This window comes from Bacteroidota bacterium (assembly GCA_041658205.1).
GTDB lineage: Bacteria > Bacteroidota > Ignavibacteria > UBA10030 > UBA8401 > UBA8401.
The window spans coordinates 743,824-758,636 of sequence record JBBAAO010000002.1; the positions used below are offsets into that span (position 1 = coordinate 743,824).

Here is a 14,813-nt window from a genome sequence, read left to right on the forward strand (position 1 = left end):
TGCTGAACAACAGACCAACCTGCATTTATTCTACCTGATAAATTTTTGAAGCGACTACAATATTATCACTAATTGACTCAAAAACCAGCGTCAATTGTGCACCTTTTATATGTTTTAGAGAGACAGCCCAATTTCCTTGTGAGTCGGTTTGCACAACGGAACTTTGTTCCGCATGCTTCACTGTCACCTTCATTGATGGATAAGCTGTTCCGCTTGCCGAGATCTCTTCCGTCGTCGGGGATAATGTTATCCCTTCAACAGGACAGTTCCAATCAATTTTGTTCACTCTGTTTGTATCGATCTGTACTATTGAAAGGATTCGCTCTCTAGCATTTCCGGATCGGTCAATTGATTTCAATGTGATTTTTTTTTCTGCCAGTTCAGCAGAAACATTCAATGAAAATGTTCCGTTCTCGTCAAGTGGAGTCACTTTCCCGTTTACTATAAACGTTGCATCTGCTTCAGTGCTTCCATTGATTGTGAGGCGGGGAAGAGCGGTATATCGGCGGTCAGTTTCCCATGCCTCAACATAGATTGCCGGCGGCAGTTTGTCTTCAACGCGGAGTATTTTGTACGCCGGGCTTTCCATTCCGCGAAGGCCGAACCTATCGAGAGCTGTCAATCGAACAAATACGACACCAAGTTCAATATGTTCTAACTTCAAAAGAGGTTGGACTGTTGTAAAATTTTTGATTGTCGTATTAAACTCTTTCGTTTTACACAGTTCAACTTTGTATCCGGTGGATGCCGCAATGGTATTCCATTTCAACGAAAGATTGTCAGAATAGATTACGGAATCGATTCCGTTCCAGGCAAGCTGCGGAGGGGAAAGCAGTTGAACTGGCGGGAGAGGATCTTTTCCTTTCTCGACGACGGTTCCTTCGTTGGATCGTAATTTTACTTTTGCCTTGTTTGCGGTGACATCCATTGTGCCGTCATAATTGGAAAGTTTTATCCGTCGTTCTTCCACAGCGCTCGCCCAAAATTTTCCGGAGCGAACTTGTGATTCCGATGTTCCTGCTTGAAACGTAAAATTGTTCCGTTCTTTTGCGCTTTCGGTCAATTTGGTGAGTAGACTTCCTTTGACCAGTGCAATGTCGCGGCGGATACTTTGATCGAGTTTATCCATTTTTGATTCGCGAATCACCACAGTGGAGTTCGGATCGACCATTACTTCAACGCCGTCGGTGAATGCAAGCTGTGCAAAACTGGCATCTCCCGTTTTAATGCCATCCGCTTGGGCAAGCATGTCTCCTTTATTTGCCCCTTTCCATTCTCCGAGGAATCCTTTTCGTCGATTCACCTCCCCATTTTTTTCGGCAATTAGTGCGTCGATATCCTCATTCCGTTTTTTTTCAATCTCTTTACGGATGTTTTCCAGTGACTGCAGATACAACCCGCCGGATTTTGTCAACTCGGTAAAATTTCCCGCTTGCACATATGTATCGTAATCTACTCCAAATGATGTTGCCTTTTGCAATTCTTCCGGTGCGAAAACCCGAGCACCGGCTTTTAATAATTTATGAAAGAATTCTTTCCCCTCTTTTATTTTTTTGTGAAGCTGTGAGAACGTTTTAATTTGTTTCAACGCATCGTTGGACAGGGTAAAAGAATTCGATTCAACATTCTGTTCCGCAAACGCAACGACTACAGCCCACGCAGAGGCATCTCCGGTTAATTCAACCGTTTTTTTGTTGATATCGCCCGAAGAAAATGTGATCTGTGCGGATGTGCATTGGACACAGACGAACACAAAAATGAAAAAACAATATTTCATCATACGATAGGAATCGATAATGTGAATTTACAGCCGATGTTCGAGTTTGACTCGAGTGCGACAAGTCCTTTATGGAACGTCATCACTTCTTTTACGTGAGCAAGGCCCAGTCCGGTTCCGATCTGTGTTGCCGCTTTTTTATTTGATGTTACACGGAAAAATTTAGAAAATAATTTTTGCTGATCTTCGGCAGAGATGCCGTAACCGTGATCAGTAATGATAAAAAGGATGTGATCATCCTTTTGTTTCAACTCAACATTGATTGTTCTGTTTTCGTCGCCGTATTTGATTGCATTGGAGACTAAATTTAAAAATGCTTCCCGCATGAGTTCGGGAGAAACAGTTGTGTGAGGGATTCCTTCCTCCGCGGAAAATGTCAACGCAATTGATTTTGCAGCCAGCTGAGGCTTTTGTGAATCACAAACGGCTTTTGCCATCGATACCAGATCAGTCATTTCTTTATGATAGTCAACCGTGCGGGATTCTAAACGTTGGACATCCAAGAAACGATTGACGAGCTGGTTCATCGTCTTGCTGCTTTCCCGAATAATTCTAGTGTATTCCATCCGCTCTTCAAGACTCATGTCGGGTTCATCTACCATAAACGATGTGAATCCCATGATGCTGTTCAACGGATTTCGCAATTCGTGGACAATGAAGTTCATCATTTCGGTTTTCATCTTGTCGATCATTCGGTCATTCGTCAAGTCATGAAGAACAATGAGCGATCCCAATTGTTCGGTGTCGCGATCGATGGTCACATCGTGCAGGCTGAAATACTGCGGCTCGCCATTCATAAAAATGACTTTGATCTCCTTTTGAGTGAATGAGATTCTGTATGGTCCGCTAAGCTCTTCACGTGATGTTTCTTTTGACCGTTCGATGTTTGGATGGGCAAAGAGCTCCTGTTTGTTCTGCACCGGCGCGGATTTCTGCAGTTCATCATTCACCTGGATAAAACGGTCGTTCATGAAGGTGAAGGAACCGTTACCGTCTGTAATGCAAATGCCATCCTCACTGTGCGCGAGGAAAAATTTATTCTTCCACTCTTCAAAGATAATCTTCTCAACATTGATGCGCTGGTACCGTTCCAATACTGTCCGCATCGATTCAACTGTTGCAGCGACAGATGCAATCTCACGTAATTTTGGTACGGTAATCGGCCGGGAAAAATCCAATGTTTTCAATTGTTCAACATCATGAACTAGCTGTGTCACTGGTTTCGAAAGTTGATGTGAAAAAATCCATCCAAAGATCACCACAAGCGAGGTAAGGCTGAGGACAATAGTAATAGAATATAATAACAAGTTCTTCACCGGCTGAATGATCACTTCTTTGGGAATTCCGATCAATAAATACATCGGAACGGCAGAGAATTTTGAGAATAGAATCTTCCATTCGGTCGTTTGAACAAGAACGTCCTGCATCACTGTCAGGTTCTGCCACGATTCAGACACGATCGGAAATGTAACGGAATCGTTTCTGTAAATGAATCCATCTTTTCCGCCGACTTGAACAGCAAATGCTCCTCCAATGGGCAATTTATCCAGTTGTCGAAGCAAGTACTTTGAATCCGCAAACATCGTAAGGTAGATTGTCTTGGCATCAATAAGAACTCTTTTTTGAATGCCGAAGATCAGTTGATCCGCTGAGGTATCGTTCACCCACAGAGTTGAGATGGAGGTATCTCTTTGCGAAACGATCCACGAATCATTGCTGCCGGTGAAAGTAAAAGTGGGTTGAGAAGAACTCGTGGCGATAAATTCATCTGAAAGTTCGGGAGATGAAACAATAATCTGTATAAGCGAAGTATCGAATGCGATCTGTTGCCGAATTAATACATTAACGTCGCTTGGTCTGGTCTGGAGATTCCATCCAAGATACTGTGCGATGTTAATCCATTGCTCCAATTTTTCGTCGATTGATCGGATGGCAAAATGTTGCAGTTGTTGAACGACCGTTGTTCTTTCTTCCACAACCTGCCGTTCATAGAGTGGACGGATGAAGAACCACATGACACCGATGGAAATGACGACAAATAGCCCAACAAGGACAAAAATGCGATGATGAAAGGAGAATCGTGAGAATACTGTCATTCTTTATTATAGTATGATTGGGACGAAAGAAAATACAAAATTTTCATTCCAAATTTTAGGGAAAATGATTATTTTCTTCTAAGAATTCATTCAAATTGAGTATTGTCGATGAATCAGGATTCGATTTTAATATTGAGTGTTTGTTATTTAAAACAAAAAATCCTCACTATTACGTGAGGATTTTTGTGTCGGGAAGACAGGATTCGAACCTGCGACTTCTTGCTCCCAAAGCAAGCGCTCTAGCCGGGCTGAGCTACTTCCCGAAAAAATTTACTGCTTAATATAACAAAAAAACTGGAACTTTGGAAGGCAATTTTTTAGTTCAAAATGATTTTTGCTCTTATTTATATTCTCGCAACACTTGCCGCAAATTATACCGCAACGTGGTTTATCCATTTTCCATTTTTTGGCCAGGTCTCCATCGCAACGTTTATTTTTGGTATCACATTTACGGCACGCGACCGTGTCCATAGCAAGCTGGGACGAAAAAATGTCTATATCATGATTGTCGTTGCTGCGGCATTAAATCTGATCGTCACGGTAATTGGCGGGGTTGAATGGAGAATTGTCGCGGCCTCTTTAATTGCTATCATTCTTGCGGAAACAGCCGATACGGAGATTTATCAACACTTCATCAAAAATACGTGGGGAATGCGAGTTTTAAAAAGTAATTCTGTCAGTATCCCCCTTGATAGTCTTCTGTTTAATCTTATTGCATTTGCCGGTCTCTTTTCCAATATGGAAATTGTTTCCATTATTTTCGGCGAGATTGTTTTTAAGGGAGTTGTCAGTGCCATCACAGCCCTTCGACCGTTTGAGTATTTTCGTGCTGCTTCATTATCAGAAGATCAGCATTAAAAAAACTCAATTTTCCCTTTCTTGCATATTCCTTATTATTTGGCTATTATTTTTTGAATGAAAAAGCGAACAACAACTTCCCGCAAACGCGATCATGTTGAATTGACGATCAAAAAAGATGTTGCGTTTAGAGCTAAAACGTCGGGATTTGAAGAATGGGAATTTGTTCATAACGCGCTTCCGGAAATAGATTTTAGTGAGATAGAAACCTCGTCCGATTTTCTCGGAAAAAAATTATCATTTCCGCTGATGATTTCCTGTATGACAGGGGGTTACCCTGAAGCGGAAAAGATCAACCGTCAATTAGCGGAAGTATGTGAAGAGTATCATCTGGCAATGGGTGTCGGAAGTCAGCGTCAAGCAATGGAAGATTCCACATATCATTCTTCATTTTCCATTGCAAGAAAAGCTGCTCCGTCTATTCCGTTGATAGGAAATATCGGCGCACCGGAAGTAGCAAAACTAAACGATGTCTCACCGATATTAAAACTTGCGGAATTAATCCGGGCAGATGCTTTTGCCGTTCATCTTAATCCATTACAGGAATTTCTGCAGCCGGAAGGGAATACAAACTTTCGCGGTGTGTTGAACGGCATTGAAACATTAGTGAAGAAAATGCCGATCCCTATTATTGTGAAAGAAATTGGCGCAGGCATTTCAAAAGATGTTGCGGAACGATTAATAAATGTTGGAGTACGGTATATTGATGTTGCAGGTGCCGGAGGAACAAGTTGGGCGGGAGTGGAGATTTTGCGACATACTAAAGAAGAGCAGGCAGATTGGGATCCATTTTGGGATTGGGGAATGAGAACAACCGATGCATTGCAAGATGTTGTTCACTTAAAAAAGAGAATTCCTGAACTGACAGTTGTTTCATCTGGCGGCATCGTTCATGGACTTGATTGCGCAAAGTCGATCGCGCTCGGAGCAGATATAACATCATCAGCACGGCCAATGTTGAAGGCGTTAGTGTCCGGCGGCAAAAAAAAATTACGAAAAAAAATTGAACAATGGATGCGGGAATATACCGGTGCCATGTTCTTGATTGGCGTATCTTCAACAACACAATTACGAAACAGTAACGCATTGCAGCGAAAAAAATGAAATCGTTCGAAAAAAAATATCAAAAATACAAATCCTTAATCGATCAGAAAATGTATTCCTGCGTCCGGAAGAATGAACCGGTATCGCTCTATGAGCCGATGAAATATGTTCTTTCTGCCAGCGGGAAACGGATTCGTCCGCTGCTGATTGTTCTCTCCTGCGAAGCAGTCGGCGGGACAATGAACGAAGCGGTGAATGCAGCCATTGCTATTGAAGTGCTGCACAATTTTACGCTCGTGCACGATGATATTATGGATAATGCTGAATCACGGCGAGGGCGCGCAACCGTGCATGTGCGGTGGGATAATAATGTAGCGATCCTCGTCGGTGATGAACTAGTAGCACTGGCATATCGGGAATTGTTAAAAACGAAATCCAAAGCCATTGCACAAGTTGCTGATGTTTTTACGGAAGGCGTTGTGGAAGTATGCGAAGGTCAGGCATACGATAAGGAATTTGAAACATTGCACGATGTTTCCATTGATGATTACCTTTTGATGATCGCAAAAAAAACCGGAAAATTATTTTCTGTCTCTTCCGAGATCGGCGCACTGATAGGAGAGGGGACGGAACGCGAGATTCGAGCGCTCCGTTCTTTTGGGACCTATATCGGCCGTGCATTCCAAATTCAGGATGATCTTCTTGATGTGATAGCAGATGAAAAGGAGTTCGGCAAAACAATCGGCGGCGATATCGTGGAGGGGAAGAAAACATTCCTCTTGATTAAGGCCTATGAACGGGCGCAGGGGAAGGACAAGAAACTGATCAGTTCGATTATTAAGCATAAAGGGACTTCAAAAAAGAATATACCGTTGGTAAAGGATTTATACGAACGGTATGATATCATTCAACTTGCAAAGCAGTCCATAGACAAAGATATTCGCCAGGCGAATCTCCAGTTGGAAAAATTACGGGACACACCCGCACGCGAGATGCTCTTCTGGTTCTCCAATATGGTGTTGAACAGGCAGTTTTAATTTATGATTGAAAAAGATGTAACCATTAAAAACAGGGCAGGATTGCATACGCGGCCCGCGGCTGCGTTGGTAAAATTAGCAGCGCAATTTCAATCGGAGTTTTTCATCTACAAAGATGGATTTGAGATCAATGGGAAAAGTATTATTGGTGTGATGACATTGGCTGCGGAACAGGGCTCTACATTGCAACTGAAATTTGACGGTTCCGATGAGCAGCAGGCAGCGCAGGCTGTTGTTGGATTATTTGAACGAGGATTTGACGAAGTATAATGGGACAAAAGAACGAAATAGTACTTCATGGTATTCCGGCATCACCGGGAATAATTATTGGCAAAGCGTATGTTTTCGCCAAGCAGGCGCCGCGCGTTGAAGAAAAATCAATCGGGGAAAACGAAATCAGCCTTGAATTGGAACGGCTGCAGCATGCGGTGGATCGGTCCGAAAAGGAATTGCTGAAAGTGCTTCAGTTGACCGAGCAGAAAGTGGGTAGCCAGAAAGCAAAAATTTTTGAAGCGCAGATTATGATTTTGTCGGACTCAGTCTTGTTTGGATCGATCCGAAAACGGATCCAGAATGATTTGAAGAGCGCCGAATATGTAGTGCATCGCGAAATCTCGAAGTATCAGCAGATGATGATGAACTCATCCGATGAATATATGCGCGAGCGTGCACATGATGTTGAGGATGTAAAGAACAGAGTCATCAGAAATATTCAACAAGAAAAATTGATTTCACGTTTTGAGCCTAATTCGATTGTTGTTTCCGAAATACTCACACCTGCCGATACCGTGTTATTCAGCCGGAACGAAGTGCTGGCGTATGCCACGGATATGGGTGGAGTCACTTCTCACGCCGCACTGCTTTCTCGTTCGTTGAATATTCCTTCTGTCGTTGGACTGAAAGTGATCACTAAGCATGTTCAGGTGGGCGATACAATTATTGTTGATGGTTATACAGGAAACGTTACGCTTCATCCGACCGAGGAAACGATCGCGCGCTGTATTGAACGGAAAACAGAACACGAGCAATTTGAAACCCGGTTAAAAGAAATCCGTGAATTGACTGCTCAAACAATGGATGGAAAGATTGTCCATTTATCCTGCAATATTGAATTCAGTGACGAAGCCGGAAATGTTCATACGCAAGGCTCTACCGGCGTAGGATTGTACCGAACGGAAGGTCTCTTCTTGCGGACCGAAAACTATCCGAGTGAAGATGAGCAGTACGCAGAATATCGTGCTGTTGTAGAAAAATCTCGTCCGCATAAGGTCGTGATGCGAACGCTCGACATCGGCGGTGACAAGGTTGTGTCAAACTCCACTAGTGAAGATAATCCGTTCCTGGGATGGAGAGGGATCCGCCTATTACTGGATAGGCCGGAAGTATTTCTCACTCAGTTACGGGCAATGCTTCGCGCAAGCGCTTATGGCGAAATCTGGATCATGCTTCCGATGATCTCCGGCATTAAAGAGATTCGTCAGTCAAAGGAATATCTTGAGATTGCTAAAAAAGAACTGCGTGAAAAGCATGTTCCGTTCGACGAGAACATTAAGATCGGCGCCATGATCGAGGTTCCCTCTGCCGCAATTCTTGCAGGTGAAATCGCGGAGGAAGTTGACTTCCTGAGTATTGGAACGAACGATCTCATTCAATATTTGCTTGCAGTGGATAGAGGAAATGAAGTTGTCTCGTCACTGTATCAAGAATTTCATCCAGCTGTTATTAAAACAATCCGCTCCATTATTATGGAAGCACACCGTGTCGGAAAACCGGTGAGCATGTGTGGCGAAATGGCCGGCGATCCGATTGCTATTTTACTGCTGCTAGGATTAGGACTTGATGAATTCAGTATGACACCTCATATTCTTCCGGAAATTAAAAAGATCATCCGGTCGGTTTCTTGTGCGGAAGCGGAAGAAATTGCGAACAGAGTTCTTGAAATGAAAACGGAAGACGATATTAAAGATTTTCTCCGTGTAAATTTACACACCATGGTGCCTGAGTTGTTACTTGAATAATAAACACAGAAGTACGTTTCATGTTTCACGATTCAGTAAGTATTATCGGATTCAAACTGAATCCTGAAACTTGAATCCTGAAACGTGAACCCTGAATCCTTAACCTTTAAACCTTTTTTTATGAACGAACTAATTTCCAAACACGACCCCAAAGGAATGAGAAACCTCATTCTGAATTTTCCAAAACAAGCTGAAGAAGCTGTTGTCATCGGCAACGCAGCAAAAATTAAACTTAAGATAAAAAAGATTCAAAATATTCTTATCACGGGTCTTGGTGGTTCCGCAATCGGGGGTGACCTGCTTCGTGCATATCTTGCAGATAAATGTGATGTTCCGGTGATCGTTAATCGCCACTATTATTTTCCGGAGTATGTCGGTAAGAATTCACTTGTAATAGTATCGAGTTATTCCGGCAATACAGAAGAGACTGTTTCCGCCTACAAAGATGCAATCAAACGGAAAGCGATGATTTTCTGTATTACTTCCGGTGGTGAAGTGGAACGGATGGCGAAGAAATACAAACATCCGTATATCAAAATTCCCGGCGGACTCCCGCCACGTGCAGCGTTAGGGTATTCATTCTTCCCAACATTGATTACTTTGAGTAAACTTAGATTCATCAAAGACCAGAAGAAAGAGATCAAAGAGACTCTTGCATTGTTGAACACATTGTCTGCAACGTATTCAAATCATGATGCATCGGATAATCGCGCACTCAATCTGGCGAAGGCATTACAGGGAAAGCTTCCGCTCATTTATTCCGGTGCGGATAAATTCGATACAGTCAATACACGATGGCGCGGACAGATTTCGGAAAATGCCAAAACACTTGCGTATGGACATGTCTTTCCCGAATTAAATCATAACGAAATAGTTGGCTGGGAAGTGCTGACAGACATTATGAAAAAAATTCATATCGTTATTCTTCGCGACGCGCAGGATTACAAACGGATACAGCTTCGCATGGATGTGTCCAAAGAAATTATTGGCGGACTTGCGGACGGTATTACTGAAGTATATTCCGAAGGTAAATCATTACTCGCACGGACATTTTCCTTGTTGTATCTTGCCGACTGGTTTAGTTTTTATCTTGCAATCTTAAACGGTGTCGATCCGAGCCCTGTAAAGAAAATTGATTTCTTAAAAGAAGAATTGGGAAAAGTGAAATAGCATTTCACCACTGAGACGCAAAGCACAAATAAAAGCACGGATTTCCTCCGTGCTTTTTCTTTTGGCGGAAAGCCGCACCAAAGGGTTTTTTCGGAGTGGCGAAGTTTTTATTGAAAAACTATAACTCAGCCATCAAAAAGTAAAATAATCAGATGTAATCTGCATTTTTTCACTTTTTGCCATCCTCACCGCAATGACTTTTTCAGAAATATCTAGAAGACAGCTCAAAAATGAAACTATTGCCATCCTGAGCAACCCACAGAATTTTTTTCCAAAAAATGTGCAGCGAAGCCCCGTTGTTCGGTTCCGCGTTTGGGAATCCCGCAAGGCGGAATCTCAAAAAACGGGAGGTGCCGTGCGTTAAAAAACTTGTCGTCAAATCTGATGCTACTTTCAGAATGACCATAATTTTGAGTTTTAGAGATGGCTGCTAGCAACTTTTAATATTCCCTTCTGTCTAATCTTTTTACAAGCCATGCGACACGCTTTATGTATATCAAGGGAAGGAGTTATTATGTTTCTATCAAAATCTCCATACGGTATTTACTATCTGTATTACAAAAATGAATTTGGGCGCACTCATAAAGTTTCCACAAGAGCGCGTCTAAAATCCGATGCATTAAAATTCTTAATGTCATTCAACATTGATAGGGAGAGAAGAACATGCCCTAAATTATTCTCTCAGTTCTATTCCGAATTTATAGAGTTTTCAAAAAATAACCTGCGGGAGGGAACAGTGGAATTGTATGGACTCACGAAGAAATTTTTTCTTGAAATAATTGGGGATGTCACACTGGAATCACTAACGCCGTTTCATTGGGATAAATATAAATCTCTTAGGCTTACCAAGGTTTCTCCTGTAACGGTAAATATCGAACTTCGCAACCTTAGAAGTTTGCTCAATAAGGCTTTACGATGGAATTGTATCTCAAAAAATCCTTTCTCGCTACAAGCGTTGTGTTATGTACCGGAAAAATTTCCAGAATACTTTACGAAGGAAGAATTTTCCTCGTTTTATAATACAATCAAAGAAGATTGGTTTAAGGATTTGATACTGTTCGGTGTTTTGACTGGTATGAGGAGAAGCGAAATAATTAATCTACAATGGAAAAATATTGATCTCGAAAAGAAAACAATTCAGATAGTTTCAAGTCCATCATTTAGAACTAAGGCAGGGAAAAAGAGGATAATTCCCATTCACAACAAACTGATACCTATGCTGCAACAAAAGTTTAATGCTGATTCTGAATTTTACGTTTTCACATATATTGATAGAAAAATAAGTGGAAATTTTATAACGCATAAATTTAAAGATATAGTAACACTGAGTGGAGTGAAAAAGAAAGGGCTTCATATTCACTCATTAAGACATACATTTGCAAGTTGGTTAGTGCAAGATGGTGTTCCGTTGTATGAAGTGCAGAAACTCCTTGGCCATAGTACCATTACCGTAACAGAAATATACGCTCATTTGCAGCCATTCCAACTCCATAACACTGTGAACAAAATTCATATTGACTATCCTATTCAACATTCCTAAGAATCATTGCTTTAAAGTAGTTATGGAATGAATTCCATGCACCTAATTGAGAGTGAAAACTTAACAAAAACAGTGGTTTTTAAAATAGTCATCCAATGACCTCATAGTTGCAACGAGGGCATTATTATTTTTATATTGCCCTCGTTCATAAAACAAGGTCATTGAAGGCCCCTATCAAATGTCTTATAATAAAAACAAGCCATGTAATGATCTTCCGCTGCTCCCGTCAAAAGGAAAAACAGAAACCAAAAAAATTCTTAAGAAGGCAATAACCGTCACCAACGCACTTGCGAAACTTGTCGGTTCCTCTTTTTTGCCACCCAATTGTTACTCGAGATGATAAAACATCAAAAATACCCAATGTTTATTATTTACATTTATCAATTGATACTTTCTCCGCCAAAATGTAGTTTCTAGGAGAAAGAGATGCCTCCATGCGCCGATCAATTTTTTATATCATTGTCATAGCCTGCTGCACAATTCCGCTCGCTGCTCAATTTTCATACTTCGGCCACAATAAAGTCCAATACACGGAATTCAATTGGCAAATCCTTCGCACCGAACATTTCGACATCTATTATTATCCTGAGATGAAAGAACTTGCGCAACAAGGTGCATATTTTGCTGAAGAGGCATATCGGCAGCTTGAAAGTAAAGTGAATCACTCACTTACTAATCGCGTGCCGCTTATTTTTTATTCTTCCCATCTGCATTTCCAGCAGACGAATACCACCGGAGGATTTATTCCTGAAGGAGTCGGCGGCTTCTTTGAATTTTTGAAAGGGAGAGTTGTTATTCCTGCGGATGGTTCGCTTTCCCGATTCCGGCATGTTATCCGACACGAATTGGTGCACGTCTTTATGCATAGTAAGATCTCCCGCGTTCTGATCGATCATCGATTGCCGCAAGATCGTATGCCGCCGCTTTGGTTTACCGAGGGGCTTGCCGAAGTCTGGTCGACGGATGCAGACGATCAATCCGAAATGTTGATTCGTGATGCTGTACTGAATAATTATATCGTTCCTCTTCAAAACATGGAATCGATTTACGGTACGTTCTTAATGTATAAGCAGGGTCAATACATTTTGAAGTATATTGAAGAAAAATACGGCGAAGAACGAATCATGTTGCTCTTGGAAAATTTTTGGCGAAGTTCTTCCTTCAGCGAAATCATGAAGGCGACCATAGGCAAAAATTATAAAGAATTGGATGAAGAATGGATCTATGCATTCAAAAAACGATATTATCCTATTCTCTCAACAAGTGATTTTACCAGTCAGGTATCAACAACGGTGGTAAAAAAAGGATTTAATACCAAGCCGGTTTTTTTCAAGAATGATTCTCTGCGCGAAGTATATTTCATCGGTAACCATACGGGCTACACTTCTATCTACAAAGTGAATCTGGATGGTGAAACAGAGGAAGATCGAGAACCGCAACTGGTGATCGAAGGGGAAAAGAGCGACGACTTCGAATCGTTCCATGTGTTCCAGAGTAAGATGGATATTTCAAAAGATGGTATGCTCGCCTTTATCACCAAAAAGGGGGAGACAGATGCCCTGCATTTGTACGATGTTATGAAGCAGGAACTTGTCAGGACATTTCAATTTCCGAAGCTTGTCGTCTATGTCTCTCCGAATTGGTCTCCTGACGGAAAAAAAATAATTTTTGCAGCGAGCGATATGTCCGGCAGAATGGATCTCTATGTTTATGATCTGCCGCGCGAAGAATTGATCCGGTTGACAAATGATCCATACGATGATCGCAATTCCGTCTGGTCTCCGGACGGACAAAAAATCATCTTCAGTTCGGATAGGAATAATTTCGACCGTTCGGATATCTATAATTTGTATCGATTGGATATTGATACGAAAAATATTTCTGCGGTAACCTACGGTGAAGAGAATTATTATTCCCCTTCATTTTCTCCTGACGGGAAATATTTAACCTTTGTCTGCAATCGCGACGGGGCGCAAAATATTTGGAGTATTCCTGCCTCACAGATTGGTCAACAAAATTCGACGATGACGAAAGTAACCCATTTTACGAGTGCTGCGTTCGATCCGCAGTGGACCGATCATGACGAGATTCTTTTTTCCGGTTTTGAAAATTATAGCTTTAAAATTTATACGCTTCCCCAAGCGTCGGTGGATATTGACTCGTCGTTGACTCATCATCAATTCTCTCTCCCGACAACGTTGACATCATGGCAGCCAAAGATGATATTGTCGGATTCTCTCGTAAAATTTGAGGAATACCGTGGAGAATATTCTTTGGATATTGCTCAAAGCCAGGTTGCCACCGATCCTGTGTTTGGTACATCCGGCGGTGCTGCAATAGCTGTCAGCGATGTATTAGGAAACGATCAATACTATTTTCTGCTCTATAATAACGCGCAATCGTCGGATGAATTTCTCGGTAGCTTCAATCTGGCAGTCACGCGCGTTTCGCTCGGTCAACGAATGAATTATGCTTCTGGAATTTTCCACTTTGCCGGTCGTCGGTACGATCTTACCGATCCCGATCTCTTTTACTATGAGCGGAGTTTTGGAGGTTATTTTGTTTTGAGTTATCCTCTCTCAAAATTCCAGAGGATTGAAGCGGGAATAAGTTTCAGCAATTCGGATAAAGATAATTACATCAACCTTCGTCCGCGCAAAGCGTTGATCCTTTCCAATTCGTTGACTTTCGTTCATGATAATTCCCTCTGGCTGCAAACGGGACCGATTGACGGTTCGCGCTTTACAACAACTGTTGCCTATACACAGGATGTTCAATATGGAAACGTCGGTTATTATACCGCCATTGCAGATTATAGAACCTACAATAGAATGAGCGATCGGACTTCTCTTGCATCGCGGTTTACGATGATGGTGAACGAAGGGAAAGAGGCGCGAAGATTTTTTATGGGGGGAAGCTGGGATTTGCGCGGCTGGCCTCGCTGGTCTATCCGCGGGAAAAAATTATGGCTGATGAGTCATGAATTCCGTTTTCCGTTCGTTGACCAATTGGCAATCAAATTTCCATTTGCCAATTTTGGACTCGGATCGTTCCGTGCCGCCACATTCTTTGATGTCGGTACGGCGTGGGATGATATTTACCGCAAAACTCTGGGAAGTTTCGGCGGCGGCCTTCGGTGGAATATTGGAGGTGTGCTGGTGCTTCGCTATGATGTCGGCAAACGGATCATCAATGACTTCAATGAAGTTCAAAAAGGACTGTTCTACCAATTCTTCTTCGGATGGGATTTTTAGTGAGATCTAATCGGTTATC

At 41.9% G+C, this 14,813-nt stretch carries 10 protein-coding genes and 1 tRNA gene; 8 read left to right on the forward strand and 3 right to left on the reverse strand.

Annotated elements, in window-relative coordinates; all coding sequences use genetic code 11:
- Positions 1-25: 25 nt before the first annotated feature.
- The 3 genes from WDA22_15020 to WDA22_15030 form a co-directional block, all read right to left on the reverse strand.
- On the reverse strand, positions 26-1,780 hold the full coding sequence (locus WDA22_15020) for a FecR domain-containing protein (GenBank protein ID MFA5834787.1): 1,755 nt from the start codon (positions 1,778-1,780) through the stop codon (positions 26-28).
- On the reverse strand, positions 1,777-3,873 hold the full coding sequence (locus WDA22_15025) for an ATP-binding protein (GenBank protein ID MFA5834788.1): 2,097 nt from the start codon (positions 3,871-3,873) through the stop codon (positions 1,777-1,779). Before WDA22_15025 ends, WDA22_15020 begins: the two co-directional genes overlap by 4 nt.
- Positions 3,874-4,061: 188 nt before the next feature.
- Positions 4,062-4,136: transfer RNA gene (locus tag WDA22_15030), tRNA-Pro, on the reverse strand.
- 64 nt (positions 4,137-4,200) lie between these two features.
- Here WDA22_15030 and WDA22_15035 point away from each other — a divergent pair.
- From WDA22_15035 to WDA22_15070, 8 genes are all read left to right on the forward strand, one after another.
- A complete protein-coding gene (locus tag WDA22_15035; protein ID MFA5834789.1) occupies positions 4,201-4,731 on the forward strand; it encodes a VUT family protein in 531 nt (176 codons plus the stop codon).
- Between the two features lie 57 nt (positions 4,732-4,788).
- Positions 4,789-5,835 (forward strand): type 2 isopentenyl-diphosphate Delta-isomerase, encoded by a 1,047-nt coding sequence (gene fni, locus WDA22_15040; GenBank protein MFA5834790.1) that lies wholly within the window; start codon positions 4,789-4,791, stop codon positions 5,833-5,835.
- Positions 5,832-6,812 carry a polyprenyl synthetase family protein gene (locus tag WDA22_15045; GenBank protein ID MFA5834791.1) on the forward strand — a complete coding sequence of 327 codons (981 nt, stop codon included), beginning with the start codon at positions 5,832-5,834 and terminating at the stop codon, positions 6,810-6,812. Before fni ends, WDA22_15045 begins: the two co-directional genes overlap by 4 nt.
- A 3-nt stretch (positions 6,813-6,815) precedes the next feature.
- On the forward strand, positions 6,816-7,082 hold the full coding sequence (locus WDA22_15050) for an HPr family phosphocarrier protein (GenBank protein ID MFA5834792.1): 267 nt from the start codon (positions 6,816-6,818) through the stop codon (positions 7,080-7,082).
- Positions 7,082-8,830 (forward strand): phosphoenolpyruvate--protein phosphotransferase, encoded by a 1,749-nt coding sequence (gene ptsP / locus WDA22_15055; GenBank protein MFA5834793.1) that lies wholly within the window; start codon positions 7,082-7,084, stop codon positions 8,828-8,830. Before WDA22_15050 ends, ptsP begins: the two co-directional genes overlap by 1 nt.
- Positions 8,831-8,950: 120 nt before the next feature.
- On the forward strand, positions 8,951-10,000 hold the full coding sequence (locus tag WDA22_15060; GenBank protein ID MFA5834794.1) for a bifunctional phosphoglucose/phosphomannose isomerase: 1,050 nt from the start codon (positions 8,951-8,953) through the stop codon (positions 9,998-10,000).
- Between the two features lie 514 nt (positions 10,001-10,514).
- Complete coding sequence (locus tag WDA22_15065; protein ID MFA5834795.1) at positions 10,515-11,540, forward strand: tyrosine-type recombinase/integrase; 1,026 nt, start codon at positions 10,515-10,517, stop codon at positions 11,538-11,540.
- 434 nt (positions 11,541-11,974) lie between these two features.
- Positions 11,975-14,794 carry a hypothetical protein gene (locus WDA22_15070; GenBank protein MFA5834796.1) on the forward strand — a complete coding sequence of 940 codons (2,820 nt, stop codon included), beginning with the start codon at positions 11,975-11,977 and terminating at the stop codon, positions 14,792-14,794.
- Positions 14,795-14,813: the final 19 nt, after the last annotated feature.

Bases quoted from the DNA above. Each gene is read 5' to 3' on its own strand.
- WDA22_15050 (MFA5834792.1), top strand. From the start codon at position 6,816: ATGATTGAAAAAGATGTAACCATTAAAAACAGGGCAGGATTGCATACG.
- WDA22_15065 (MFA5834795.1), top strand. From the start codon at position 10,515: ATGTTTCTATCAAAATCTCCATACGGTATTTACTATCTGTATTACAAA.
- WDA22_15020 (MFA5834787.1), bottom strand. From the start codon at position 1,780: ATGATGAAATATTGTTTTTTCATTTTTGTGTTCGTCTGTGTCCAATGC.
- WDA22_15070 (MFA5834796.1), top strand. From the start codon at position 11,975: ATGCGCCGATCAATTTTTTATATCATTGTCATAGCCTGCTGCACAATT.
- WDA22_15045 (MFA5834791.1), top strand. From the start codon at position 5,832: ATGAAATCGTTCGAAAAAAAATATCAAAAATACAAATCCTTAATCGAT.
- fni (MFA5834790.1), top strand. From the start codon at position 4,789: ATGAAAAAGCGAACAACAACTTCCCGCAAACGCGATCATGTTGAATTG.
- WDA22_15025 (MFA5834788.1), bottom strand. From the start codon at position 3,873: ATGACAGTATTCTCACGATTCTCCTTTCATCATCGCATTTTTGTCCTT.
- ptsP (MFA5834793.1), top strand. From the start codon at position 7,082: ATGGGACAAAAGAACGAAATAGTACTTCATGGTATTCCGGCATCACCG.
- WDA22_15035 (MFA5834789.1), top strand. From the start codon at position 4,201: ATGATTTTTGCTCTTATTTATATTCTCGCAACACTTGCCGCAAATTAT.
- WDA22_15060 (MFA5834794.1), top strand. From the start codon at position 8,951: ATGAACGAACTAATTTCCAAACACGACCCCAAAGGAATGAGAAACCTC.